This is a genomic window from Arthrobacter alpinus, assembly GCF_900105965.1.
In the GTDB taxonomy this organism is placed as follows: Bacteria; Actinomycetota; Actinomycetes; order Actinomycetales; family Micrococcaceae; genus Specibacter; species Specibacter alpinus.
On record NZ_FNTV01000001.1, the window covers coordinates 2,203,512 to 2,227,256 of the forward strand.

20 protein-coding genes are annotated in these 23,745 nt (G+C 61.0%); 12 read left to right on the plus strand and 8 right to left on the minus strand.

Features of this window, described 5'->3' with window-relative positions; genetic code table 11:
* Positions 1-5 precede the first annotated feature (5 nt).
* Together BLV41_RS10085 and BLV41_RS10090 are read left to right on the plus strand one after the other, a co-directional pair.
* Positions 6-1,349, plus strand: a complete 1,344-nt coding sequence (locus tag BLV41_RS10085; RefSeq protein WP_074711551.1) for a DUF58 domain-containing protein — start codon at positions 6-8, stop codon at positions 1,347-1,349.
* Positions 1,346-3,691 (plus strand): transglutaminase TgpA family protein, encoded by a 2,346-nt coding sequence (locus tag BLV41_RS10090; RefSeq protein ID WP_074711552.1) that lies wholly within the window; start codon positions 1,346-1,348, stop codon positions 3,689-3,691. Before BLV41_RS10085 ends, BLV41_RS10090 begins: the two co-directional genes overlap by 4 nt.
* 193 nt (positions 3,692-3,884) lie before the next feature.
* On the opposite strand, the gene BLV41_RS10095 is transcribed toward BLV41_RS10090, so the two are convergent.
* Together BLV41_RS10095 and rsmI are read right to left on the minus strand one after the other, a co-directional pair.
* Positions 3,885-5,381 (minus strand): NAD-dependent succinate-semialdehyde dehydrogenase, encoded by a 1,497-nt coding sequence (locus BLV41_RS10095; protein WP_044574201.1) that lies wholly within the window; start codon positions 5,379-5,381, stop codon positions 3,885-3,887.
* A gap of 292 nt (positions 5,382-5,673) precedes the next feature.
* The gene (gene rsmI, locus BLV41_RS10100; RefSeq protein ID WP_044574398.1) at positions 5,674-6,543 is read right to left on the minus strand and encodes a 16S rRNA (cytidine(1402)-2'-O)-methyltransferase; all 870 of its coding nucleotides are present in this window, start codon (positions 6,541-6,543) and stop codon (positions 5,674-5,676) included.
* A 124-nt stretch (positions 6,544-6,667) separates the two neighbouring features.
* Between rsmI and BLV41_RS10105 the strand changes: the two genes are divergently transcribed.
* Positions 6,668-8,380 carry a dolichyl-phosphate-mannose--protein mannosyltransferase gene (locus BLV41_RS10105; RefSeq protein WP_425284270.1) on the plus strand — a complete coding sequence of 571 codons (1,713 nt, stop codon included), beginning with the start codon at positions 6,668-6,670 and terminating at the stop codon, positions 8,378-8,380.
* A gap of 120 nt (positions 8,381-8,500) precedes the next feature.
* Here BLV41_RS10105 and BLV41_RS10110 read toward each other — a convergent pair whose 3' ends face one another.
* From BLV41_RS10110 to BLV41_RS10120, 3 genes are all read right to left on the minus strand, one after another.
* Positions 8,501-9,574, minus strand: coding sequence for a TIGR01906 family membrane protein (locus tag BLV41_RS10110; RefSeq protein ID WP_244516839.1), 1,074 nt, complete (start codon positions 9,572-9,574; stop codon positions 8,501-8,503).
* 79 nt (positions 9,575-9,653) lie between these two features.
* Positions 9,654-10,520 carry an SGNH/GDSL hydrolase family protein gene (locus BLV41_RS10115; protein ID WP_074711554.1) on the minus strand — a complete coding sequence of 289 codons (867 nt, stop codon included), beginning with the start codon at positions 10,518-10,520 and terminating at the stop codon, positions 9,654-9,656.
* A 50-nt stretch (positions 10,521-10,570) separates the two neighbouring features.
* Positions 10,571-11,563: a stage II sporulation protein M gene (locus tag BLV41_RS10120; protein WP_170835454.1), complete on the minus strand. Its 993-nt coding sequence runs from the start codon at positions 11,561-11,563 to the stop codon at positions 10,571-10,573.
* Positions 11,564-11,607: 44 nt separating this feature from the next.
* Between BLV41_RS10120 and BLV41_RS10125 the strand changes: the two genes are divergently transcribed.
* The 9 genes from BLV41_RS10125 to BLV41_RS10165 all read left to right on the plus strand — a co-directional run bounded on the left by BLV41_RS10125 (position 11,608) and on the right by BLV41_RS10165 (position 20,454).
* Positions 11,608-12,411, plus strand: a complete 804-nt coding sequence (locus tag BLV41_RS10125) for an RDD family protein (RefSeq protein WP_074711555.1) — start codon at positions 11,608-11,610, stop codon at positions 12,409-12,411.
* 452 nt (positions 12,412-12,863) lie between these two features.
* Entirely contained in the window at positions 12,864-13,076 is a 213-nt protein-coding gene (locus BLV41_RS10130; protein WP_074711556.1) for a Flp family type IVb pilin, read from the plus strand.
* A gap of 160 nt (positions 13,077-13,236) precedes the next feature.
* Complete coding sequence (cpaB, locus tag BLV41_RS10135) at positions 13,237-13,965, plus strand: Flp pilus assembly protein CpaB (protein ID WP_074713252.1); 729 nt, start codon at positions 13,237-13,239, stop codon at positions 13,963-13,965.
* Positions 13,962-15,152 carry a CpaE/TadZ family protein gene (locus tag BLV41_RS10140; protein WP_074711557.1) on the plus strand — a complete coding sequence of 397 codons (1,191 nt, stop codon included), beginning with the start codon at positions 13,962-13,964 and terminating at the stop codon, positions 15,150-15,152. The genes cpaB and BLV41_RS10140 overlap by 4 nt, the downstream gene beginning before the upstream one ends.
* Complete coding sequence (locus BLV41_RS10145) at positions 15,149-16,606, plus strand: TadA family conjugal transfer-associated ATPase (RefSeq protein ID WP_074711558.1); 1,458 nt, start codon at positions 15,149-15,151, stop codon at positions 16,604-16,606. The genes BLV41_RS10140 and BLV41_RS10145 overlap by 4 nt, the downstream gene beginning before the upstream one ends.
* Positions 16,606-17,553, plus strand: coding sequence for a type II secretion system F family protein (locus BLV41_RS10150; RefSeq protein ID WP_083360715.1), 948 nt, complete (start codon positions 16,606-16,608; stop codon positions 17,551-17,553). The genes BLV41_RS10145 and BLV41_RS10150 overlap by 1 nt, the downstream gene beginning before the upstream one ends.
* A gap of 11 nt (positions 17,554-17,564) precedes the next feature.
* Positions 17,565-18,449 carry a type II secretion system F family protein gene (locus BLV41_RS10155; RefSeq protein ID WP_074711560.1) on the plus strand — a complete coding sequence of 295 codons (885 nt, stop codon included), beginning with the start codon at positions 17,565-17,567 and terminating at the stop codon, positions 18,447-18,449.
* Between the two features lie 89 nt (positions 18,450-18,538).
* Positions 18,539-18,994, plus strand: coding sequence for a TadE/TadG family type IV pilus assembly protein (locus BLV41_RS10160; RefSeq protein ID WP_083360948.1), 456 nt, complete (start codon positions 18,539-18,541; stop codon positions 18,992-18,994).
* Positions 18,995-19,011: 17 nt separating this feature from the next.
* On the plus strand, positions 19,012-20,454 hold the full coding sequence (locus BLV41_RS10165) for a pilus assembly protein TadG-related protein (protein ID WP_074711562.1): 1,443 nt from the start codon (positions 19,012-19,014) through the stop codon (positions 20,452-20,454).
* A gap of 5 nt (positions 20,455-20,459) precedes the next feature.
* On the opposite strand, the gene BLV41_RS10170 is transcribed toward BLV41_RS10165, so the two are convergent.
* The 3 genes from BLV41_RS10170 to BLV41_RS10180 all read right to left on the minus strand — a co-directional run bounded on the left by BLV41_RS10170 (position 20,460) and on the right by BLV41_RS10180 (position 23,673).
* Positions 20,460-20,963, minus strand: a complete 504-nt coding sequence (locus tag BLV41_RS10170; RefSeq protein ID WP_074711563.1) for a prepilin peptidase — start codon at positions 20,961-20,963, stop codon at positions 20,460-20,462.
* A gap of 53 nt (positions 20,964-21,016) precedes the next feature.
* Entirely contained in the window at positions 21,017-22,279 is a 1,263-nt protein-coding gene (locus tag BLV41_RS10175) for a L,D-transpeptidase (protein WP_044574233.1), read from the minus strand.
* A gap of 143 nt (positions 22,280-22,422) precedes the next feature.
* Complete coding sequence (locus tag BLV41_RS10180; RefSeq protein WP_074711564.1) at positions 22,423-23,673, minus strand: L,D-transpeptidase; 1,251 nt, start codon at positions 23,671-23,673, stop codon at positions 22,423-22,425.
* Positions 23,674-23,745: the final 72 nt, after the last annotated feature.

Here is a 23,745-nt window from a genome sequence, read left to right on the forward strand (position 1 = left end):
CGGGCATGGTGTTCCTACGACTTTTCCGCCCGCGAGGCTGGATTCTACTGGCCGTGGGAGCGCTGGCCCTTCTGCTGGCCCTTGTTCTGGGCCGCCGTGACCTGCTAACGATTGCCGTATTTTGCTGCGCCCTTCCGGCGGTCGCCTCCGCGGCCGTCTACCTGATCAAGCCAGGTTTCACGGTCAAGCGCACAGTGACACCGGTACTGGGTCGCGTGGGGTCGCCGGTTTCGGTCACCCTGGATGTGCATGGCCGAACTCCCGGCGGCGGGCGCATCAAGTTGGTGGAGGAGTTGCCGGTCAGCTTCCGCGACGTCCCCACGTTCACCCACCCCCACCCCGTGGTGCCGCGCGGCCTGCTCAGCCGCTACCACTATTCCTTGCACCCCGGCCATCGCGGAGTCTTCACCATTGGTCCGCTTCGAGGCCAGTTCTCCGACCCCTTCGATATCACTGCCGTGCAACGCGGACTGGACGACGGCGGCCGCCTCGCCATTGCGCCTGCCGCCGTGGAGCTGCCGTCAATTTCGCTCACCGATGGCAGGGGTCAGGACGGTTCGCACAGCACACCGGAGCTTGCGCATGCCAGCCACGACGACGCCATGACCCGCGAGTACCGTTACGGTGACCCGCTGCGCCGTGTCCACTGGCCCGTCACGGCGAGACAGGGCAAGCTCATGGTCCGGGCCGAGGAATCTGTCACCACGCCCGAAGCCGCTCTGGTGATAGACCGCCGGGCGACGGCCTTTGGTGAGAGCAGCAAGGCGATGGAGCGTTTCCAGATTGCCGGTCACAGCATGGTGGGACTCCCAGAACTGCGGACCACTGTCGCTTTTGAAACAGCCATCGTTGCCGCCGCCTCCATTGCCACGCACTTGTTGGAGCGTGGCTATTTGCTCCGCGTCCTGGACCACAGCGGCCTGCCGGGGTTCGCCTCCTCCGAGTCCGCACAAGATCCGGGCGCCGAGGAGTACAGCGGCAGCCAAGGCGTTTTTGACGTTGCCGCAGCACTTGCCGCCCTGGAACTCAACGAATCGACGCCCACGCCGCAGACGCCCTTTGCCAACGGTCTGGCACACAAACTTCACGAGGGCAGGCGCCGGGGCCCACTCGTAGCCGTCACCGGACTTCTCAGCGAGGCCGAGGCGCTTCTGCTGGCGGACATGGCCGAATCCACCCAGAGCGCGTTTGCCCTGATCCTGTGCCAGGATCCCATCCAGTCAGAACCGGCCCTGGAGGTCCTCCGCCGCGCCGGATGGCGGGCCACAGCGCTCACACCTGCCATGCATCTGGAGCAGGCTTGGCTGAACCTGGACCAGCCGGCCGCACTCACCAGGTGGCAGGGATGACCACCACCCTTCCCACGCACGGTGGGCACCCTAGTGAGCACGACGCCGATCCAAGCGGTGGGCATGGACCGGCCAGGGGGATTTTCGCGAACCCACGGACCGGACCCGCCCCGTGGGTTCTGGCCGTGGCCGTGTTTGGTGCCGTCATGGGGGCCTCACTTGGCCTCGGTGGCGTGTTTTCAGATTTCGGGTGGTGGCCACGCGGTGCCGTGGTGGTAGCCGGGACACTTTTGTTGCCTGCCGTGATGCGGCGATACCCGGCCCTGGATCCTTACGCCCCGCTGGGTGCCCTGGCCGGCTGGTTCATGAGCCTGACGTTGGTCTTCTTTCCCACCACTTCGCTTTTGGGCTTCATTCCCACAGCTGGGACGGTGCGGGCTGCGCTGGAGATGGCCTCGGAGGCCTCCACATTAATCATGACCAGCAATACCCCTGTCCCGTCGGCCGTGCCCATGTTCTTCTTGTTCTGCGCCGGGCTGGGATTCGTAGCCCTCTTGATTGACACGGTGGCCATCACAGTGGCCATGCCGGCAGCCAGCTCGTTGGGGATTCTGCTGGTCATGTTGCCGCCCGCACTGACGACAACAACCGGCATCGGCACCGTGGGATTCATCGGCGCAGGTGCGGGATTCCTGCTGGTTCTGGGCTGTTGCCGTTGGTATGCACCCGATGGAAAACCCCGGTCCACGGGTGTTCGTTTCTCGAGCGGAACCCTCTCCCGCGCAGCAGCCTTGGGTGCCGCCGTCGTACTTTTAATGGCTCTCATCCCGGCGGTGATCCCTGGGTTTACGGAAGGGTCGTTCCCGCAGGGATCGCGGCTGGACAAGTCGGGCACGGGCGCGGGGCTGGACCCCATGATCTCGCTCGGTGATGACTTGCGTTCGCAGTCGAGCCAGGTCAATCTGACATATCTGAGCAATACCGAGGGCCCGCAATATCTGCGCCTGACCACGCTGGAAAATTTCACGGGGAAGTCGTGGCAGCCCTCGAGCCAGCCGGCCTCGTTGCAGCCTGGCACGTCCGATCTTGCCCCGGCGGCGGGTCCTGCGCCCACCGTGCCCACCACACAAACGCTGACCGAAGTCACGATTGAGGCGCTGAGCAGCGAATGGCTCCCGGCTCCGCTCTCGGCCACGAACGTTGAAAATCTCACGGGTCAGTGGCGCTGGAATCCGTCAACGCAAACCATCAGGGGCCAGTACACCTCCACGCAGGACCAGTCTTATCTTGTTCGCAGCCAAATGCCGGTGCTCTCTCAGGCAACCCTGACTGCGGCTTCCGGCGATGCCGCGGGCGTGGACCCCGTCTTTAGTGCCCTGCCCGCGGATGTTCCGGCGCTCGTGAAGGATACGGCGTTGGAAGTTGTCGGCGGCGAAACGAATGCGTTTGCCAAGGCGCTGGCCATTCAGGACTACCTGCGATCTTCGGCTTTTAGTTACAACTTGAATACGCCTGCCGCAGAGGGCTACGACGGGTCGGGGATGGCCGTGTTGGAGGCGTTCCTGACGGAAAAGAGCGGCTATTGCGTGCACTTCTCGGCTGCCATGGCGGTCATGGCGCGGGAGGTGGGCCTGGCCTCGCGCATTGCCGTGGGGTATGCCCCAGGAACGCGAACCACCCAAGTTGGTGAGCTGGACGGCCAACCATTGCGCGGCTACGAGGCCACGGGCCGGGACGCCCATGCCTGGCCCGAGATTTACTTCGAGGGTCTGGGCTGGGTGCCGTTCGAGCCCACCCCGTCCCGCGGATTCATTCCCGAGTATGCGCAGGAAGAGACCTCGGCCGATCCCACGGCGGGAGCCACCGACGCCCCCGTAGACGTGCCTACCGCATCGGGTGCCGTCTCGGCCACGGCAAGCGCCACGGCCGGCGTCGATGGTGCGAATGATGCCGGCCCCGGCTCGGGCCCCTGGCTCAAAACCACCGGAGCCATTGTGTTGGTCCTGCTGGTGCTGGCCATCCCGGCACTTGCCCGCGTGTATGTCCGACGCCGGCGCCTGGCGCAGGTGCGCAGCGGCAGCGGAACACCGGAGGTTCTCGCGTGGCGGGAGCTGCTCGCCGCTGCGGCCGACCACGGCTGCCCCATTGACCCAGCGCTGACGCCTGCCCTGCAAGCTGAGCGTATTGCCGAGTTCCTGGGCTCGTCGCCACGGCCTGGACTGGAATTGGTGCTCCACGCTTACGAGGCGTTGGCCTTTGGACCGGCGGCTGCGCCTTCAGCCGGCCGTGACGATCTCGCCGATGCGGTAGAGGACCTGTCCGCCCGTCTGCATTCCCGCGCCACACCCGGGGGCCGAATTCGGGCAACGCTAGCTCCGGCGTCGCTCCTCCACCGCCCCTAACCCTCACCCCCCCCTGGGACGCGGCATCACTTAACGTCGTTTAACCCCCGACGCCGCATCACTTAACGTCGTTAAAACCATTACGCTCCCTCACTGTGCTGGGCATAGTGGGGGAGCGTAATGGGATAAAGCCCCGGACGTGATGCGGCGTTGCCGAAAAACCGACGTTAAGTGATGCCGCGTCTAGAGGGGGTTAGGCGTTGTTGGGGTTCGCCATGCCGATGTACTGGGTGTACTGGTATTCCGCGATGCCTTCGATGCTGCCTTCGCGGCCGAGGCCGGACTGCTTGACACCGCCGAACGGAGCCGCCGCGTTGGAGATGACTCCCGCGTTCAAGCCCATCATGCCGGTTTCGATGCGGTTGGCCATGCGCATGCCGCGGTTGTGGTCCTTGGTGAACACGTAGGCCACCAGACCATATTCGGTGTCGTTGGCCAGAGCTACGGCCTCGTCCTCGTTCTTGAACGTGACGATGGGAGCTACGGGGCCGAAGATTTCCTCGGTCAGGATCCGGGCACCGGGCTCAACACCTGTCAGCACGGTGGGCTGGTAGAAGTAGCCGGGTCCGTCAACAGGTGCGCCACCAGCAATCGCGGTTGCGCCATCAGCCAGAGCGTCGGTGACCAGGGAGTGGACCTTGTCGCGGCTCTTGGCATCGATCAAGGGACCAACAGTGGTTTCCGGATCGGTGCCGCGGCCTGTGGTCATGCCACCCATCCTGGCGGCGAACTTGGTGGCGAATTCCTCAGCCACGGATTCGTGCACCAGGAAACGGTTGGCTGCCGTGCAGGCCTCGCCCATGTTGCGCAGCTTGGCGGCCATGGCGCCCTCGACTGCGGCATCCAGATCAGCGTCCTCGAAAACCAGGAACGGCGCGTTGCCGCCCAGCTCCATGGACGTCCGAAGAACGTTCGCGGAAGCATCTGCCAGCAGGCGCTTGCCCACGGGGGTGGAACCGGTGAAGGAGAGCTTGCGCAGGCGGCTGTCCTGGATCAGCGGTCCGGTCACTCCCCCGGCGTTGGTGGTGGAGACAACGTTCAGCACGCCAGCAGGCAGACCCGCTTCGATCAGGATCTGGGCGAAGAGGTGGCTGGTGAGCGGCGTCAGGTTTGCCGGCTTCAGGACCATGGTGCAGCCGGCCGCAATCGCGGGGGCGATCTTACGGGTGGCCATGGCGAGCGGGAAGTTCCACGGCGTGATCAGCAGGCACGGGCCAACCGGCTTCTTCTGAACCAGGATCTGCTGGGTACCCTCGGGGTTGGAAGAGTAACGGCCAAAGGAGCGTGACGTTTCCTCGGAAAACCAGCGCAGGAACTCAGCACCATACTTGACCTCGCCCATGGCCTCCGCGAGCGGTTTGCCCATTTCCAGGGTCATGAGGAGTGCGAAGTCGTCAGCGCGGGCCATGACCAGATCAAAGGCACGGCGCAGAATCTCGGCACGTACGCGCGGAGCTGTTGCGGCCCATTCATCCTGGGCGGCCACGGCGGCATCGAGGGCCGCGGCACCATCTTGCGCACCGGCGTCGGCAATTTCCAGAAGCACTTCTCCGGTGGAAGGATCCTCAACCTTGAAGGTCTTGCCGGAGGCGGCGCTGCGCCACTCACCATTGATGAGCAACCCGGTGGGAACACTGGCCAGCAATGCGCTTTCGCGCCCGGAAAGCTCGGTGGCAACTGTCGCGGTCATGGTGACTCCTTCGTCTTGTGCCGCAGCCCGGGCTCAGCGATGTTCCTGAGCAGGGAGATGCGGCGGCGTGTTGTGCATTACGTTCACGGTAGTTCTCAGCGAACAACAGTGTCTACGCATGCACGCACTGCCAGCGACGATTTCGCTGTGCATTTGTACAACACGGGGAAGGTCGACGGCGGACGGAGCGCGGCGAGGCCGCCTTAGAGCCCAAGGCCGGACGGTGACCGGGCGGATAACGTCGCTTAGAACGGTCTAAGCGACATTATCTGACGGGTCAACGCAAGAAGCGCTAAGCCCGGGCGGCCAACACCGCGCTGTAGAGTTCACGCTTGCTGACGTGGACATCGTGCGCCACCACGGCCACGGCTTCCTTCATCCGCATGCCCTGCTCCATGAGCTCCTTGACGGCGGCCACGTGGTCCTCGATTGTGCCCTGATCGGAGTCCGGTGCGCCGCCAACAACAATGGCAATCTCGCCACGGATCTGGGTGGTCTCGGCCCACTCCAGCAGACCGGACAACGGCTTGCGAACCACCTCTTCATACGTCTTGGTGAGTTCGCGGCAGACGGCGGCGGGACGGGCCGGGCCGAATGCGGTGTGCAGGGCGCGCAACATGGCCTCGAGCCGGTGCGGGGCCTCGAAGAACACCATGGTGCGCTTTTCAACCGACAGTTCGTGCAACCGCGAGGCGCGCTCCCCCGATTTGCGGGGCAGGAATCCTTCAAAGCAGAACCGGTCAGTTGGCAGGCCGGACAAGGCCAGCGCGGTCAGCACGGCCGACGGCCCGGGCGCCGCGGTCACCTTCACACCGGCTTCAACGGCTGCGGCCACCAGGCGGAAGCCGGGGTCGGATACCGAGGGCATGCCAGCGTCGGTCACCATCAGCAGGGTCTTGCCGGTCTGTACCTGTGTGAGTAGCTCCGCGGTCTTCACGGCCTCGTTGTGCTCGTGGTAGCTGATGATCTGGCCGCCAACCTTCACGCCGAGGTTGGTGACGAGGCGGTGCAAACGGCGGGTGTCCTCCGCGGCCACAATGTCCGCTGCGCCAAGCCAGGCAATGAGGCGCGATGAGGCATCGCCCGTGTTGCCGATGGGTGTTGCCGCCAAAATAATGTAGCCCTCACCCGGTTTGCTGGTGGGAGCCAGGCTTGAATCCATGGGTCCTTCGGCCACTTCTAGACCGTCAACCGATCCGTCTGTTGTGCTGTTGTTTTCTTGGCCAAAGTCATCTTCCATGACTCCAGCGTAGTTGGCCGCGGCAACAGAGTCCCATTTGGGTAGCATGGACACCGTGCAACCCCACGTTATGGATACCGCTGCAGCGGCCACGGACCGAGACGATCTCGACGAGCCCGCTCACGGCACTCACTTGTCCCGGGCCAGCACCGAACCAGCCCAGCGTTGGGTCAAAGACCCTGCCAAGGCGTTCACGAAGAATGCCCTCCGGGACAGATTGTTGGGCACACAATTCACGCCGCCTGGTCTGCGCCTCTGGTTTTGGCTTGCCCCGACGCTGACGGCGCTCATTGGCGGCCTGCTCAGATTTGTCAGGTTGGGCCAGCCCAACTCCCTGGTTTTTGACGAGACCTATTACGTCAAGGACGCGTACAGCTACCTGCAGAGCGGCTACGAACGCAATTGGGCTGAGAAGGCCAACGACCTCTTCAACCAGGGCATTTTCACGAGCCTCGAAAGCACCGCCGAATACGTTGTCCATCCGCCCGTGGGTAAGTGGATGATTGCGTTTGGCATGTGGATCTTCGGCTCCGACAGCACCTTCGGCTGGCGCTTCACGGCCGCACTTGTGGGCACACTCTCCATTTTCATCCTGGCCCTCATTGCCCAAAAGATGTTCCGCTCGACCCTTCTGGGAGCCGTGGCTGGCCTGCTTTTCGCCGTCGACGGTCACGCAATCGTCCAGTCACGGACCTCGCTGCTGGACATTTTTGTGATGTTCTTCGCCCTGCTGAGCTTTGGCGCCATCATCATGGACCGTGATGACGGACGACGCCGGCTCGCGGCAAAGCTGTCTTCCCTCGCCGGGGCGGATGGTCGGGTCCCGGCGAAAGCGTTGTTGTACGGGCCGTGGCTGGGGATCCGCTGGTGGCGCCTTGCCGCGGGCGTGACGCTGGGGTTGTGCATCGGCACCAAATGGTCGGGCCTGTTCTTCCTGGCCGTTTTTGGTCTGATGAGCGTCATCTGGGACCTGAACGCCCGCCGTATTGCAGGCATCAGGTTCTGGGTGCTGGGCGCCGTCTGGAAGGACGGAATCCTGGCGTTCTTCAGCATGGTCCCGGTTGCCGCCGTCACCTACTTGTCCACGTGGACGGGCTGGTTCCTCTCCAAGGACGCGTACGACCGAAATTGGGCCGCCACCAACCCCGCGGGCCCGTGGGGCTGGGTCCCGGATTCGCTGCGTTCGCTCTGGCATTACCACTCCACGGCGTACAACTTCCACACCGGCCTCGGCTCCGATCACCCCTACAAGGCCAACGCGTGGTCGTGGTTTGTCATGGGCCGCCCCACCTCATTTTTTGTCAAAAACTTCGAGAACGGCGACGGCGGCTGCACCGTGGACAAGTGCACCGCGGCCGTCACGAGCCTTGGCAATCCCCTGATCTGGTGGGGCGGCTCGCTAGCCATCTTGTTCCTGATTGGTGTGTGGATTGCCAAGCGCGACTGGCGTGCCGGCGCAATCCTGGCAGCCTTCGCGGCGGGCTTCCTGCCGTGGCTGTTTTACCCGACGCGCACCATCTTCTTCTTCTACGCCATCGCTTACGAACCGTTCATGATTCTGGCCCTGGTGATGGTGCTGGGCATGGTCATGGGCAAGATCGGCGATCCACCGTGGCGCCGCCAACAAGGAGCCGCCGTGGTGGGAATCTTCCTGGTCCTGGTCGTGGCCCTGAGCGCATTCTTCTACCCCATCTGGGCCGCGGAGATGATCACGCAAGATTACTGGCGCCAACATATGTGGCTCCCCAGCTGGATCTAGTCCCCACCGCCGCCCTCACCTCGTGCCTCGGCCAGGGAACCCTAGCGGTGTGGGCCCGACCAGTTTTAAAGAAGTACGACGGCGGCCAACCCGGCCGCCGTCGTACTACTTTAAGAGCTTCTAAGCCGCTCTGCGGCCCGGCCGCTGCGCAGCCAAGGTGGCCTTGCGGCGGTCCTTGGTGGGCCAGGTGAACGCGAGGGTCAGGGAAGCAACCACCAGTACGAAGGCGCCGATGAAGATGCCGGAATCGGTCCAGAACTGGCTGGGGAAGAGCCGGATGAGGGTGTCGTCCGTGTAGAACGTCCAGGTGCCGTCGGTGAAGAAGATCTCGTGGAAGTCGGTGAAGAAGCGTTCCCAGCCGGTAGCTGCGAAGACGCCGATGGCGATGATGAGTGCCAGTGTGGCGATGGATCCGGCGAACAAGGCCCGGCGAATCCCGCCGAAACTGCGGCGAGCCAGGTACATCATGCCGATGATCATGACGACAGCCAGTGCAAGACCTGCCATGAACGCCATGACAATCACGGTTTTAACGTCGGCCATGTGGCTTACTTCGCCAGCCAGGAAGAGGGGGTCGCCGAACTTATCCACCAGGTCCCCCAAATAGCGGGATTGAGCCAGGTTCAAAAGGTAGTCCACCGTGTAGGAGCCGTAAGTCATGCGGTCATCGGTGGTGAACCCGAAGGAATCGGCGGGGAATCCGGGGCGGTGGTACTCAACCCAGAGGAAAAAGGATGAGGTGACCAGGCGGATGGCCAGCACCAGCAGCACGATCGGGTAGAACACCGCAATGAGCACCTGGAAAACACGCGTCAGCACGGGCTTGGTGTTGGCGGCTTTTTCCATGGCCGCCTGACGCCTGGCGACCTCCTCGGCCGGAGGACGCATGGTGATCATGCTGGTGTGCGTGTCTTCGCTTGGACCTGTTTTTGCGTCCTCGACGCTCTTGGACAACGCGGCCGCAATCTCATCGTCGCTGGGAACGGCAGGCATCCGGGCAGCAGGGCGCATAGGCTCGGGGTCGAGGTGATCCTCAAGCTTGATTTTCGCGGCGTGATCAGATGAGGGAGCGCCTGACAAACGGCGGGCTGCCTTCTGCGCCTGTGTGATGGGTGCAGCCACGGGGATGTCCCGGGTAGGGGCATCCTGCGCAGCGTCCTTGGCTGAGTCCTGGGGCTTTGAATTCTCACTCACAAGTCGAACGATACCGGCACCCCACTGCAGCACGGGTCTGCCACCCCGCGCCGCTACCAAACTGACACCAGATCCACAGTTAAGTCCCAAATTGGGAACGATTCGAAGGTTCCGGTGTCACAGGTGCAATTTCGATCGGCGCGGCCACGGGGCGTTTGGCGCTGTGCCCTCCGTTGGTCGGTTCGTGTTTGATGCCCCTGACAACCCATGGCACGAAGTATTCCCGTGCCCACGTAATGTCCTCGGCCCGGGCCTGCCTCCACCTTTTCTCGGGCAGCGGCTTCGGCGAGCGCGGCTCCAGATTGTGCGGCACGTTCAGCGTCTTCAGCACCATGGAGGCGACGGCGTGGTGGCCCAACGATGAAGGGTGGAGCCGGTCCGCACTCCACATCTGGGAATCGTGCAGTTCTGTCATGGACCACAGGTCTGCGATCAGGGCGCCGTGGTGGTCTGCAATGCCCCGTAGGTTTTCGTTGTAGATGGCGATCTTGGAGCGGAATTGTCCCAGTACTGTGGCTCTGCCTGAATCCGGGCCGACGAAGATCAATACGTTCACGCCCCGTGAACGGAGAATTTCGACGGCGTTTTCCACCTCCGCCGCCAGCCTGTCCGGATCGGCTCCGGGATGAAAGAGATCGTTGCCACCGGCCTGCATCGATAAGAGGTCGGGTTTCAGGGCCAGTGCATGGCCCAGCTGGGTTTCAAAGACTTCGTGCAGGAGCTGTCCGCGGACGGCCAGGTTGGCGTAAGCAAAATCGGGGACGCCGCGGCTGAGTTCCTCGGCCACCCTGTCCGCCCATCCCCTGTGTCCGCCTGGGCTGAGCGGCTCGGGATCGTCCAGGCCTTCGGTGAAGGAATCGCCCATAGCTACAAAGCGCCGCCAGGGATGCGGCGGCAGCATGCGTGGCTGCCCGCTCCCTCCACCACCTTCAGTTTCGAATCCCATGTCCCCATAGTGCACCCATTCTGGCGCCAAAGGTGAGCACGGATTTCGTCTCAGGCAGAGCGGACGGAGGCTCCGGCGTCGTCCGCGGAGAGATCGCCTGTCTCCCCTGCACGCACGGCGCGGCCGCCGAGGATCAAGGTGTAGGCCCAGTAGGCGGCCAGGACAAGGGCTCCGATGGTGATCTTGGCCCATACCGGTAAGGGGCTGGGCGTGACGAAACCTTCCACAAGACCTGACACGAAGAGGACAATGACCAGGCCGGCCGCCACGGTAATGAGCGATCTTCCTTCGCGAGCCAGCGAGTCGAGACGGGTTTGCGGACCGGGGCTCACCCATGACCAGAAGATGCGCAGTCCCGCGGCGGCGGCGATGAAGATGGCCGTCAACTCCATGAGACCGTGCGGGAGGATGTAGCTGAAGAAGACGTCGCCGCGCTCAAAGGCAAACATGACACCGGCCGTCATGCCCACGTTCTGTGCGTTCATGAAGATTGAGTACGGGATGAAGACACCCGTGACACCGAACGCCACGCACTGGGCAGCGATCCAGGCATTGTTGGTCCAGACGGCGCCGGCAAAGGACGCGGCGGGGTTTTCCGAGTAGTAGTTTACGAAGTCGTGGTCTACCAGTTGCTGCAGCTCAGCGTTACTGCCCATGGCGGCCATGACGGCGGGGTTCCCTGCGGTCCACACGGCAAACAGGGAACCGACCAGGACAAAGACGGCGCCGATGATGACCGTCAGCCATCGCAGGCGGTAGAACGCTGCAGGGAGTGAGATGGCAAAGAACCGTGCCGTATCAACGAAGAAGTTGGATTTCGCACCGGTGAATCGGGTCCGGGCATTGGCCAAGGTTGCCGAGAGCGAAGTGGAAATGGAGCTTTCCGCCGCAACCGAGCGGATCAATGAAAGCTGCGCCGAGACGCTTTGGTACAGCTCCAGGAGTTCATCGGCCTCGTCCCCCGTGAGCCGGCGCTTGCGGGCAAGGGCATCGAGCCGCGCCCATTGAGGGCTGTGCACTGTTGTAAAAGCATCCATGTCCATCTGCCCCAGCATATCGGGGACAGAGGCGTGGATAGACTGATGACATGTCCGCAATCATTACCGGTGAAGCAGTTGTCCTTGAGCTTCGCCCCGCATCCTTTGCCGCGCGCTCTTTGGCCACCGCGATCGATGTGGCGGCCACCGTGATCGTGGGGATTGGCTTGCTACTGCTGTTTTCCGCACTGCCACTAGTGCTGGACGGCGCGGCCACGCGGGCCATCACGTTGGTGGTGGTGGTGACATTGCTGGTGATTGTGCCCATCACGGTGGAGACACTCACCCGCGGAAAATCGTTGGGCAAGCTGGCCATGGGCCTGCGGATTGTGAGGGACGACGGCGGCGCCATCCGTTTCCGTCATGCCATGATCCGTGCGCTGTTGGCGGTTTTGGAGATTTACATGACGCTGGGTTCCGTTGCGTGCCTGGTGTCCCTGTTCAATGAAAAATCCAAGAGGCTGGGCGACATGCTGGCCGGCACCTATGCCATTCGCGACCGCGTGGCCAAGGTGGTTCCGCTGCAGGTCTCGGTCCATCCCCAGTTGGTGCAGTGGGCCGCTCTTGTAGACATTGGCCGTCTGCCTGACACGCTGGCTCGGCGCATCTCCATGTACTTGCGGCAAGGAAATTCCATGGCGCCGGCATCGCGCCATGCCCTGGGTATTGAGCTGGCCAACGAGGCCAGCGCCTTTGTAGCCCCACTACCTGCTCCAGGTACTCCCCCGGATATTTTCCTGGCCGCACTGATCTCCGAGCGCCGCGAACGTGAGTACTCACGTATGACGGCAACGGCCCAGCGTGCTGCAGAAATCCGCGGTCAACTGCAGCGGCATGGCGTAAAGGGCAGCTGATTTCCCGCTGTTCGGGACTGCAGTATCGTCACCCGTACTAATGAAATAGTACCCAAAGTTGAGTACTTGGATAGTGAACCAAGTAGTGCTTTCCAAGTTTTTGAAAAACTCTTATTCTCACTTTTTCTGATTTGGATTCACTACCCTATTTGCGATCCAGGAAAGCGCTTACTCCCCGTGTTCTGGCGGAACGTTGTTTTGACAAAATGGTGCGGATTAATGCGGCAGGAAATTCGAGTGTGTCCACTCTAGACCCCATTGCCCCAACCGGGTTTAGTTGTTCTCAGCCGGGGAAAAGATTTCACCGGGTTTCAACCGAAGTACAAAAGCTGGTCTCGCAAGGTCTCTCGCACGGTCTCAATGGTCTCCCATTCAGCACCCTCTCTAGGTCCCTCTGGCCCGCCTAAAGTTCTTCGGCAAATTGAATTCCTTTATGAAAGCAGGAACTTGAAATGTTGAAGCTCTACGTAACCATGCAGTCCATGTTCATCGCTGGCACTGACCGTCTCCGCGGCGACAATGAAAAAGGCGCAACCGCTGTTGAGTACGGCATCATGGTCGCCCTTATTGCCGTTGTCATCATCGTTGCCGTCACAACCATCGGCACCACACTGTTGGGCAAGTTCAATGCAGTCATCACTGGCCTTGGTGGAACTGTCGGCTAGCGGACAAGTTCCACCCCTCGGGTGGCGGCTCCACACATTGCGGAGCCACCACCTGAGGAAAGCCGGCAGAGGCAAAATCCGGCGATAGCCGTGAACACCCAGACGCCATCTAGGGCGTCCATCAATTCTTGAGATGTACCCAGAGGTGGGGGAATCAGACATGAAATCTCGTTTACTCGGAGGCATAACCGCACTCGTTTTGGCGATCGTCGGAACGATTATGCTGGTCAATTACGTTTCACACGCGGACCGCAGGGCGCAGGCGTCGCTGGATCCGGTAGACGTGGTAATTATCGAGTCCGCCGTCCCCGCCGGGACCACTGCGGAGGAGCTGAAGTCCCACGTCCAGGTCCGCTCTATTCCTGGAGCGGCAAAGGCAGCCGACGCACTGTCTTCCCTTACAGGCCTCGAAGGACAAGTCACATCAGTAACTCTGGAACCGGGGGAGCAACTGCTGGCAAGCCGGCTGGTTGACCCCTCGCAACAAATCCTGCCCGGGACCGTTGAGGTCCCCGCTGACATGCAGGAGGTCACTGTCCTACTGCCGCCGGAGGGAGTTGTAGGAGGCACGGTCCGGGCAGGAGATGTGGTTGGTGTCTTCGTGACTTACACCGATCCCGCCAAGTCCGATGTTTCCGCCACGCGGCTGCTCTTTGACAAGGTCCTTGTCACGGCCGTTCAGCAGGCGCCGCCCAGCACGGAGCAGACCCCCGATGGCACGTCGGCCATTCCGAGTGGCTCATCGTTTGTCACTTTTGCCCGCAATGCCACTGATTCTGCCAAAATCATCCTCAGCACCCGCAGCGGCAACATCTGGTTGACGAAGCAAACGGCCAAGACACCCACCAGCGACGGAACGCCCGTCACCACAGCCGGGATTTTCCAATGAGCCGTTTTCTAGCCCTCACCGCATCAGCGGAGTTTGAACTTCATCTCTCAACCTCGATGGGATCAAGTCACGCATTGCAGGTGGTTACAGCCACCGCCGCCATGGAAACACCATTTGAGCTGTTGGCCCGGAATCTGGGCGGCATCGTCGATGTGGTGATCCTTGGCCCCGATCTCACCGAACAGCAGGCCTTTTCACTGGCTGCGGGATTCGACCGGCAGTACCCCGAAATTTCCGTGGTGCTGGCAGCGCACCCGTCAGCCGAGATGATGCTGGCAGCCATGCGCTCCGGGATACGCGACGTCATTGCCCCTGACACCGAAGCCGAACAGCTACGGGCTTCAGTAGAGCGTGCGGCACTCACAGCCGCTTCCCGTAGGTTAGTCGCCGAAGGAAAAGCTGATCCGCAAAGTTCACGGGGACGCGTGATCTCCGTAATGTCGCCCAAAGGCGGGGTGGGAAAGACAACTGTGGCGACCAACGTAGCCGTGGGACTGGCCAAAATAGCGCCCATGGGAGTGGTGATTGTTGACCTGGACCTACAGTTCGGCGACGTCGCTTCCGGCCTCGGCCTCGAGCCAAGTTACACAATCACCGACGTTGTCAGTGGCGACGCGGCAAATGACGCCATGGTGTTGAAAGCCTACCTGAGTCCACATCCCACGGGGCTCTATGCCATGTGCGCTCCGCTGCTTCCTGCAGACGCGGATCAGATCAAGCCGGCGCAATTGTCCACTCTGATAAGCCAGCTCTCCTTGGAGTTTCCCTTTGTTGTCCTTGACACCTCACCAGGGCTTGGCGAAGAAGTTCTTGCCGCATTGGAACTCGCCACGGACGGCATTTGGGTGTGCGGTATGGACATACCCAGCATCCGCGGTCTCAGCCATGGTCTGGAAGTTCTGCGCCAATTGGACCTGATGCCGCCGCAGAACATCATTGTTCTCAACTTCGCCAACAAGCACAACGGGCTGTCAATCAAGGACGTTGAGGCCACGGTTGGGCTGCCGGTGGACATCGTGCTGCCGCAATCCCGGACGTTGCCGTTCTCCACGAACGCGGGCGTACCCCTTCTTCAGGACAACCGGAAGGACCCCACCACCAAGGGACTGAACAATCTGGTTGCCAAACTAACAAGCGGTTCGGCAACCGCACGCAAGAACAACCACAGAAGGGCTGAAATCTCATGAGTTTGAGTAACCGCCTGGAATCGGCCCGACTCGCAAATGAAAGCCACACACCACTGGCTCTAACGCCCCCACCTACGGCGACAGCAGCGATTCCCGCCGCACCAAAACCCGAAAGTGTCCGACCGCTCGGCCATCCGGGCAAGACGCCCCAAGTTACCTCGCCGGATGCACTTGCGGGCATCAAGCAGCGAGCCGCTGAACAACTCACCGCCCGCCTTGGCTCCCGCATCACCGACAGCAGCCTGGACGAAGGGGATGTCCGGCGCATGGTCCGGGAAGCCTTGGGTGACTTCATCGATGACGCACATGTTCCACTGACACCGGAAGAACGACGCCGGCTCATCCGGGAGATCGTGGACGAGGTACTTGGCCTCGGCCCTCTCCAGCGACTCCTTGACGACCCCCTGGTCACAGAAATCATGGTAAACGGGGCCAATAAGATCTATGTAGAGCGTGGCGGCCGCCTGTACCTGACAGGTACCACTTTTACCTCAGATTCCCACCTGCGCCGGGTGATCGAGCGCATAGTTTCACGCATCGGACGCCGGATCGATGAGTCGTCACCTCTGGTTGATGCCCGCCTGCAGGATGGTTCGCGCGTGAATGCCGTCATACCGCCCCTGGCAGTGGATGGACCAACCTTGACGATCCGCAAATTCGCCGCTGTACCCTTGACGGTAGAAGACCTGATCGGATTTGACTCCCTCTCGCCAGCTATGGCCAAGGTTCTCGACGCGTGTGTCAAGGCCCGTCTCAATATCATCGTCTCGGGCGGTACAGGGACCGGTAAGACAACCTTGCTAAATGTCCTCTCTTCCTTCATTCCTGACGATGAAAGAATTGTGACCATTGAAGACGCGGTGGAGTTGCAACTGCAACAAGACCACGTTGTCAGGCTGGAAAGCCGGCCGGCGAATATTGAGGGCAGAGGTGCCGTTGATATCCGGGATCTGGTCAGGAATTCCCTGCGAATGCGTCCCGACCGGATAGTTGTCGGCGAAGTCCGGGGCGGCGAGGCCCTGGACATGTTGCAGGCCATGAATACCGGCCACGACGGCTCCATCTCCACGGTGCACGCAAACTCACCTCGAGATGCCGTGGCCCGCCTTGAAACGCTTGTTCTTATGGCCGGGATGGACTTGCCCCTGCGGGCCATCCGCGAGCAAATCGCCAGCGCCGTCCACCTGGTGGTGCAATTGAGCAGGCTCAAGGACGGTAGTCGCAGAGTGACCCACATCACTGAAGTGCTTGGCATGGAAGGAGACGTGGTGACACTCCAAGATGCCTTTGTCTTTGACTATGCTGCCGGTGTTGACTCCCACGGCCGAATTTTGGGCAAGACGGTAACCACCGGTGTCCGTCCACGCTTCGTTGACAGATTGGCTGATCTCGGCATCGCCCTGCCACCTGAGATCTTTACTCCCCAGCCTCTGCCGTTGGGAAGGAGGGCGTGATGCCCCCGGATTCAGTTTTACCGGTCGGTGTAGCTTTCATCCTGATCGCAATCATGCTGGCATTGTTCACTACTTTCAGGCCGCACTACAAAGACATTAAAATTAGCCGGCGCAGGCCTTCCTCCGCCCAGGACGAGACGTCTGTGATTTCCAGGTTGAGCGAGGTGACGGTCGCGGCGGTCGAGCACCGATTCGGCCCAGGGATCAGCGGCCCTTTCGGCCGCGACGCATTGGGCGGCGCGGGCCTGAAGTCTACCGCGTCCGAATTCATCGTTCTTATTCTGTCCGCCAGCCTTGTACTTGGCGCCATCGGACTACTGATTCAAGGGCTGCTGCTGGCATTCCTGTTCGCTGCAATGGGACCTGTGGGAGCCTGGCTCTTCATCAAGGCCAAAACCGGCCGCCGGCAAGCGGCATTTGAAGGCCAGCTCAGTGACATGCTGATGTCCCTCTCAGGAAGCCTGCGTGCAGGACACGGCGTGGCACAGAGCATGCAGAGCGCAAGCGCTGAAATGCCAGCACCCATGGGCGAGGAACTCGCCCGGATTGTCAACGAGACAAGGGTGGGCAGGCCGGCCACCGAGTCCATGGCTGAGGTGGGTCGGAGAATGCAATGCGAAGATTTCGAATGGCTCAGCCAGGCCATCGAGATCAACCGGGAAGTAGGCGGAGATCTGGCCGGAGTTCTTGACCATGTCGCAGAGACTGTTCGGGAGCGGGCGCAAATCAAGGGCCAGGTCCGTGCGTTGGCGGCGGAAGGAAAGTTTTCGGCCTACATCCTGGTGGCACTTCCATTCTGTGTTGCAGCATTCATCAACCTGACCAATCCGGGGTATATGAGTGTACTCGTGCAGAACACGCTCGGGTGGGTACTAATTGCCACGGGCGTGATCATGATGGCGATCGGTTCCATTTGGATCAGCCGCATGGTCAAGATCAAATTTTAGGAGCTGGCCCCATGTCCACAACCGCATGGCTGTTGATCGCCATAATTATCCTTCCGTTGTCATACCTGGCTTGGTCCTTGATTGCCGTGGACCGGCTGTCCGCCCGCTTGATCCAGTTGAGGCTGCGTTCCGTGGCCAGGAAGCCCCAGGCCGACACAGCAGAGGTCATGCAGGGAGGATTGGTCAAGTTGGCTCGCAAGCTGACGCCAGGCAGTTATGTGGCCCATTTGAACCGAATGTTGGGGAACGCCGGGAGACCCGCCTCCATGCCTTTGGACAGGCTCCTGGCAATCAAGCCCCTCGCCGCGCTTGGCGGGGCGATGGTCGGCCTGCTCGTTGCCTCCTCAGGTTCATCGAGGGCGGTCTTGCTTGCCATCGGCATCACGGCAGGCTGCTATTTCCTCCCCGACGCGCTGGTATACAACACGGGCACCAAGCGCCGGGCCGCCATAACTCTAGACCTTCCCAACGTCATGGACCAGCTCTTGATCTCCGTCGAAGCGGGGCTGGGCTTCGAAGCCGCCATGTCTAGGGTGGGGGCAAGCGGCAAAGGACCCATGGCCGAAGAGATGTCACGAACGCTGCAAGACATCCAAGCCGGGCGGACCCGCCGCGAAGCGTACAAGGACATGGCCGAGCGGTCTTCGGTTCCGGACCTGAAGAGTTTTGTTGGTGCGGTGATACAAGCCGATGTGCAGGGCCTCTCCGTGGCTCGCGTGTTGAAACCGCAGGCAGACCAGATGCGAATCAAGCGCCGCCTCCGTGCGGAGGAAAAAGCGATGAAGCTTCCGGTTGCCGTAGTTTTCCCACTTCTTCTCTTTATTTTCCCGCCGCTATTCATAGTCATTTTGGGCCCAGCAGTCATCAATGCCATTGCCACATTCTCGGGGCGATGACAATGACGTTCCCGAATACCGGAAAGCGGGCAGGTGGAGCCGCAGAAGGACCGGCAAGCAACGACCGTGCATTTCGGAAGGAGCAGCAGATGTTCAAGACAGCAAAAGTAATTCCCCGGAATCCATCGAAGAAGCAACGCGGTGCGGCAGCCGTCGAATTCGCGCTGATCCTTCCCTTACTCCTGGCCATGCTCTTCGGCGTGATCGACTACGGGATCCTCTTCGGACAAAACATGAGCCTGCAAAACGCTGCGCGTGAAGGTGCACGACAGGGCATCCTGCAGGGCGAAGTTCTCACCTCCACGACCCAAGCCAGGGGCCTGCTGGATCCTGCCAAGCTTCAGATAAAGTTCACCGTCGACACCACGGCAGGCGCCCCCGGCTCAATGGTTGTCTGCGTACGCTACCCACAGTCTTCGCTGACAGGCTTCTTCGCCTGGGCGCTGAAGGGCACGTCGCAGGCCAAGACCGTCATGCGGATGGAAGGCACCGCGGGTGTCACCTCCGGAGCAAAGAATTGGAACGGAGGATCATGCACCCTCTAAGGTCACGGCTGTCCGGCATGACGGGACAGCCAAAACGATCGGACAGGCGCAATCAGTCTTTGCTTGAAGTTGGGGCCAGCTCAGTGATCTTGGTGCTCCTTATTCCAGTCCTGTTTGGCGCACTGGCACTGGCGCTCGATTTCGGCAAGCTGGTTTACGAACGCCAGCATTTGAACAATGCCCTCGACGCTGCCGCACTTGCCGGCTCATACGCACTTCCCAATGACCCGACTGCGGCCAAAAACACGGCGATCCAATACGCCAAGAAAAACGATCCCCAGGCAAACCCCACCGTGACCTTCTGGTGCGTGGTGGCTTCCTCCGGCACCGCCAAGACTCCGGCCAGCGGCCAAGTCCCGGGCGTCTGCAACCCCGGTGGGACGGCAGGAGCAAAATGTAACGAAACGATCTGTGCCATCCCTTGCACGGCAGTGGCTGGCCACCTATGCAACACCATCACGGTATCGGATAAAAGGGATGTGCCCTTCTCCTTTGCTCCCGTGATCGGTGTAAAAACCGGAAGCACCGGCGCCCTGGCCTCCACGGCCTGTCGGGGAGGATGTGGCGCCCAATCCCCGAATCCCATGGACGTGGCCCTGGTCGCGGACAGGACCAGCAGCATGAGCTCAACGGACCGCAACCTTATGGTCTCCGGAATCAAGAACACTTTGCAGACCATGACCCAGCAACAACAGTTTGTGGCGCTGGGAACTATCCATCGCAGCGTGGCCTCGCCCAAGGCCGGCACCTGCATCACCGCTGCCTCAAGTTCCGCCACCACCGGCCCGTGGATCCCGGTTCCATTCTCCAATAATTACACCCTTCCCCCCGCCGTTCCTGGTTCAAAGCCGGCCCTAAACACAGGCAGTACGCTCGTTCAGGGGCTGAATTGCCTCCCTGAGTCAAGTGGTAACGGCACCTACCTCGCCTCGCCCATGAAGGCCGCCGCGCGATACGTGCTCGGCAAGGACCCGAACAACTTGGGAAGCCTGTTGCCTGCGCGCTCCACCACAATTCCGGCAAAAAAGGCCATCATCTTCGAGACCGATGGCCAGCCCAATGAAACCACCCCGAAGTCAAACAACGGAACCACCTCCTTGGACGATGCACGAGACATCGGCAACAGTGACAGTGGCACGGCATGCAATAACCTGGCGGCCGTCGCAACTAACGCCAAGCAACAAGGGGTCTTGATCGTGACGGTCGCCTTTGGTGACGCCACAACTGCCTCCTGCGGCACGAAGAAAGTACGTGACGTCCTAGCTGCAGCAGCATCGCCGGATGCAAAAGGCAACGCCAGCACCGCAAACAATTGTTCTTCCGCGACGGAAATTACGGCTGAGAATAGCGATGGGGATTTTTTCTTCTGCGCCGCCAAAGGAGACGAGCTTGGCCCGATCTTCGTCTCGGCGATCAATGCCATCAGCCCAAACACCCATCTGATGCGGATTCCGGACTGAAGGGGCTAACCAATCACCAATACAACCAGCGCACCGGCAAGCATGAATGGTCCAAACGGGATCTGTGTCTTGCCGGTGCCTCGCCGCGAGACAATCAAAACCAGCCCCCACACGGCTCCGAGGAAGAACGCCAGCACGGTCCCCCACATCACGGCCTGCCAGCTAACGAAGCCGAGATACAGTCCGAGGACGAACGCCAGCTTCACATCGCCATAGCCCATGCTGGACGGGGAGATCAGCCTGAGCACCGCGTAAGCTACCCACAACACCACGGCTCCGAGGATTGTTCGCAAGGCGGTGGCGCCGTCGAGCATAACCAGGCTGGCCGAGAGCAACAACACCCCGGCAATAGCCGCAGAAGGGAACACAATCCTGTTCGGCAAAAGCTGGTGCTTGATGTCGATCACCGTCAACCAAGTCGCCATCACCAAGTAGTAAAGTCCGGCAATCAGGACCAGCCAGAAGGCCACCGGGGTCTCGTTCCACAGGTCCCTCAGCGCATTGATCATGGGCTGATGCTACGGCAGAGGGCGCCACAAAAGTGACTGTTACAGCGCTGCGTTTAGCGTGAGGCGTACTGCTCGTACGGGATGTTCCAATCGCCGAATCCGTCGGTGGGTGCGATGGTCTCATTCGGCGTGTTGACGGTGTGGACAATATCGCCCGCGCCCATGTTGTTGAACACCCAGCTGGCGCCTTCGGCCGAGAGGCCAATGCAGCCGTGCGACAGGTTCGCTACCCCCAGATACGGCATGGCCGACGTCGTTGCTTGGTGAATGAAGATGCCGCTGTAGGAAAGACGCGTGGCGTACTCAACGTCCACGGAGCCGTAATCCCCCGGATCGCCCGGCTTCAGGCCGATCGTGGACGCCTTGAATGTGGCGTACCGCTGCTGGTCATTAGTCAGCACAATGTAGCCCGATGCTGAGGGGAAAGCTTCATCGCCCAGGGTGGCCGGGTAGCTCTTGGTGAGCACATCATTGACGAAGATATTCACCAGGTGAGCACCGGCGTCGGCCTCCATGACCACCTTGTTGCCGATGTTCACGTTGTAGTTCTTGTTGAAGTTGGCGATCATGCCGTTACCCAGGTCCATACCCAGCAACTGCATGTCCACGTTGATCTTGGAGTTAGCAGGCCAGTAGTCGGCCGCACGGTAGCGGACCAAAGTGTCCGAGTACCAGCGGAAAGAGCCCTGCTGGCCCGTGCTGGTGGTGATCTTGATGGCCTTTTCGACGGCTTCCTTGTTCACGACAGGCTCGCTGAATACAAACTGCAACGGCTGCGCCACGCCGACAGTATCGCCGTCGTTCGGGAACATTACAGCATCAGCCTCATGCGTTGCCGGAACCGTAGTGAAGGTGCTGACCTTGGTGGACTTGAAGCCTTCCGAGTCAACAGCTGTCACATCAAAGGTGTAGGCGGTATCAAACTTCAGCGGCGCCTTGGCCGTCCACTTGTTATCGCTGACGGTGAGCTCGCCGTCCAGGACAGCACCCGTGGCCGTTTCCTTGAGGACTGCGTGGAAAATAGTCCCGTTGGTGACATCCGCGGTGATCTCACTGACAGGATTCACAGACTCGGTACCCGTGGCAGGCTTCAGCTCAATGACGGCGGGGACGGCTGCGGCCGTGGGTTCGGGAGTCGGTTCAACCGTCTTGGTGGGTGTTGGAGAAGCGGAGGGGCCAGTCAAGAGGCCGTCCGGAAGCCACGAATTGGCCGTTGCCGCACCTATTCCGCCACCAGCAATCACCAAAGCGACCAAGGAGATCAACGCGATCTTCCACCCCTTGCGAGGCTTCTTGGTCTCTTCAAACTCCGCCATGCAAACTCCCCATTCGGTGGACTTATTCCACTGTACTCACTAGCCACGCAGATTGCGCTAAGTACCCATTTTACGCTATGGGTGGTACGCAACACGCCAGGGCCGGGTCACACCGGCGTCACGTTTGAGTTAACTCTGAGTAGTCATCGTTGGGCGTATTGGGCGAAGGGGATGTTCCAGTCCCCGAAGCCATCGGTGGGTGCGATGGTCTCGTTGGGGCTACCCACCACGTGGACCAGATCGCCCGTGCCCATGTTGTTGAACACCCAGCTGGCGCCTTCGGCGGACATGCCGATGCAGCCATGGGAGAGGTTGACCTGACCCAGGTACGGCATGGCACTATCCGTGGCTTGGTGGATGAATTCGCCACTGGGAGTCAGCCGGGATGCGTACTCAACGTCAACCTCGCCGTAGTTGGCTGGGTCACCGGGCTTCAGACCGATCGAGGACGCCACAAAGTGAGCGTTGCGCTGTTTGTCTGAAAGAAGCACCAGGTATCCAGAAGCCGAGGGAAAACGCTCATCCCCCATGGTCACCGGGTATTCCTTGACGAGTGCTCCGTTGATGTAAATGCTGGCCTTGAGGTTGGCGGCGTCGGCCACCATTTCCACCTTGTTGCCGATCTGGACAACGTCAGTCTTATTGAAGTTGCCGATCTGCCCGTCGCCAAAGTCCACACCAAAGAGTTTCATCTCAACGGTGATCTTAGTATTGGCTGCCCAGAAGTCCTCGGCACGGTATCGCAGCAACGTGTCCGAGTACCAGCGGAAAGCTCCCTTTTGCCCCGAGGAGGCAGTGATGGAGATGGCCTTCTCCACGGCTTCCTTGTTCTTGACCGGCTCACTAAAGGTGAACTGAAGCGGCTGTGCCACTCCCACGGTGGATCCAGTGGCGGGGTACATGGCCAGATCAGCCTCGTTCGACGCCGGCACAGTGGTGAACGTGCTGACAGTGGTGCTGCGATTGCCGGCTTCGTCCTCGGTGGTGACATCAAAGGTGTAGTCCGTGGCAAACTGCAACGGACCACTGCTGACCCACTTTCGGCCGCTGATGAACAGCCCACCATCGATGGTTTCGCCAGTGGCTGTTTCCTTCAAGACCGCGCTATAAACCGTGCCGTTTTCTGCCAGGGCCGTGACCTCATCAGCAGGGTTGATGGAGGTGGCGCCTGTTTTGGGTGAAAGAGCAAGCGTCACCGGTGTTGCTGCCGGCGTGGTTGGCACGGCCGACGGCGTGGCCGTCTCGGTCTGTGTGGCGCTGGGGTGCTCCCCCGGAAGCCATGAGTTTGCCGCGGCAACACCAATGCCGCCTCCGCCAATGGCCAGGACAACAACTGCGGCCAAGGCGATCTTCAAACCCAGACGGGATTTCTTGGACTGATCCGGTTGAGACATTCAAACTCCAGACGGGCGGACGCATCCACAAGTACGGGGCGTGCGGCATGCACGACTTTCATGATTTTACGC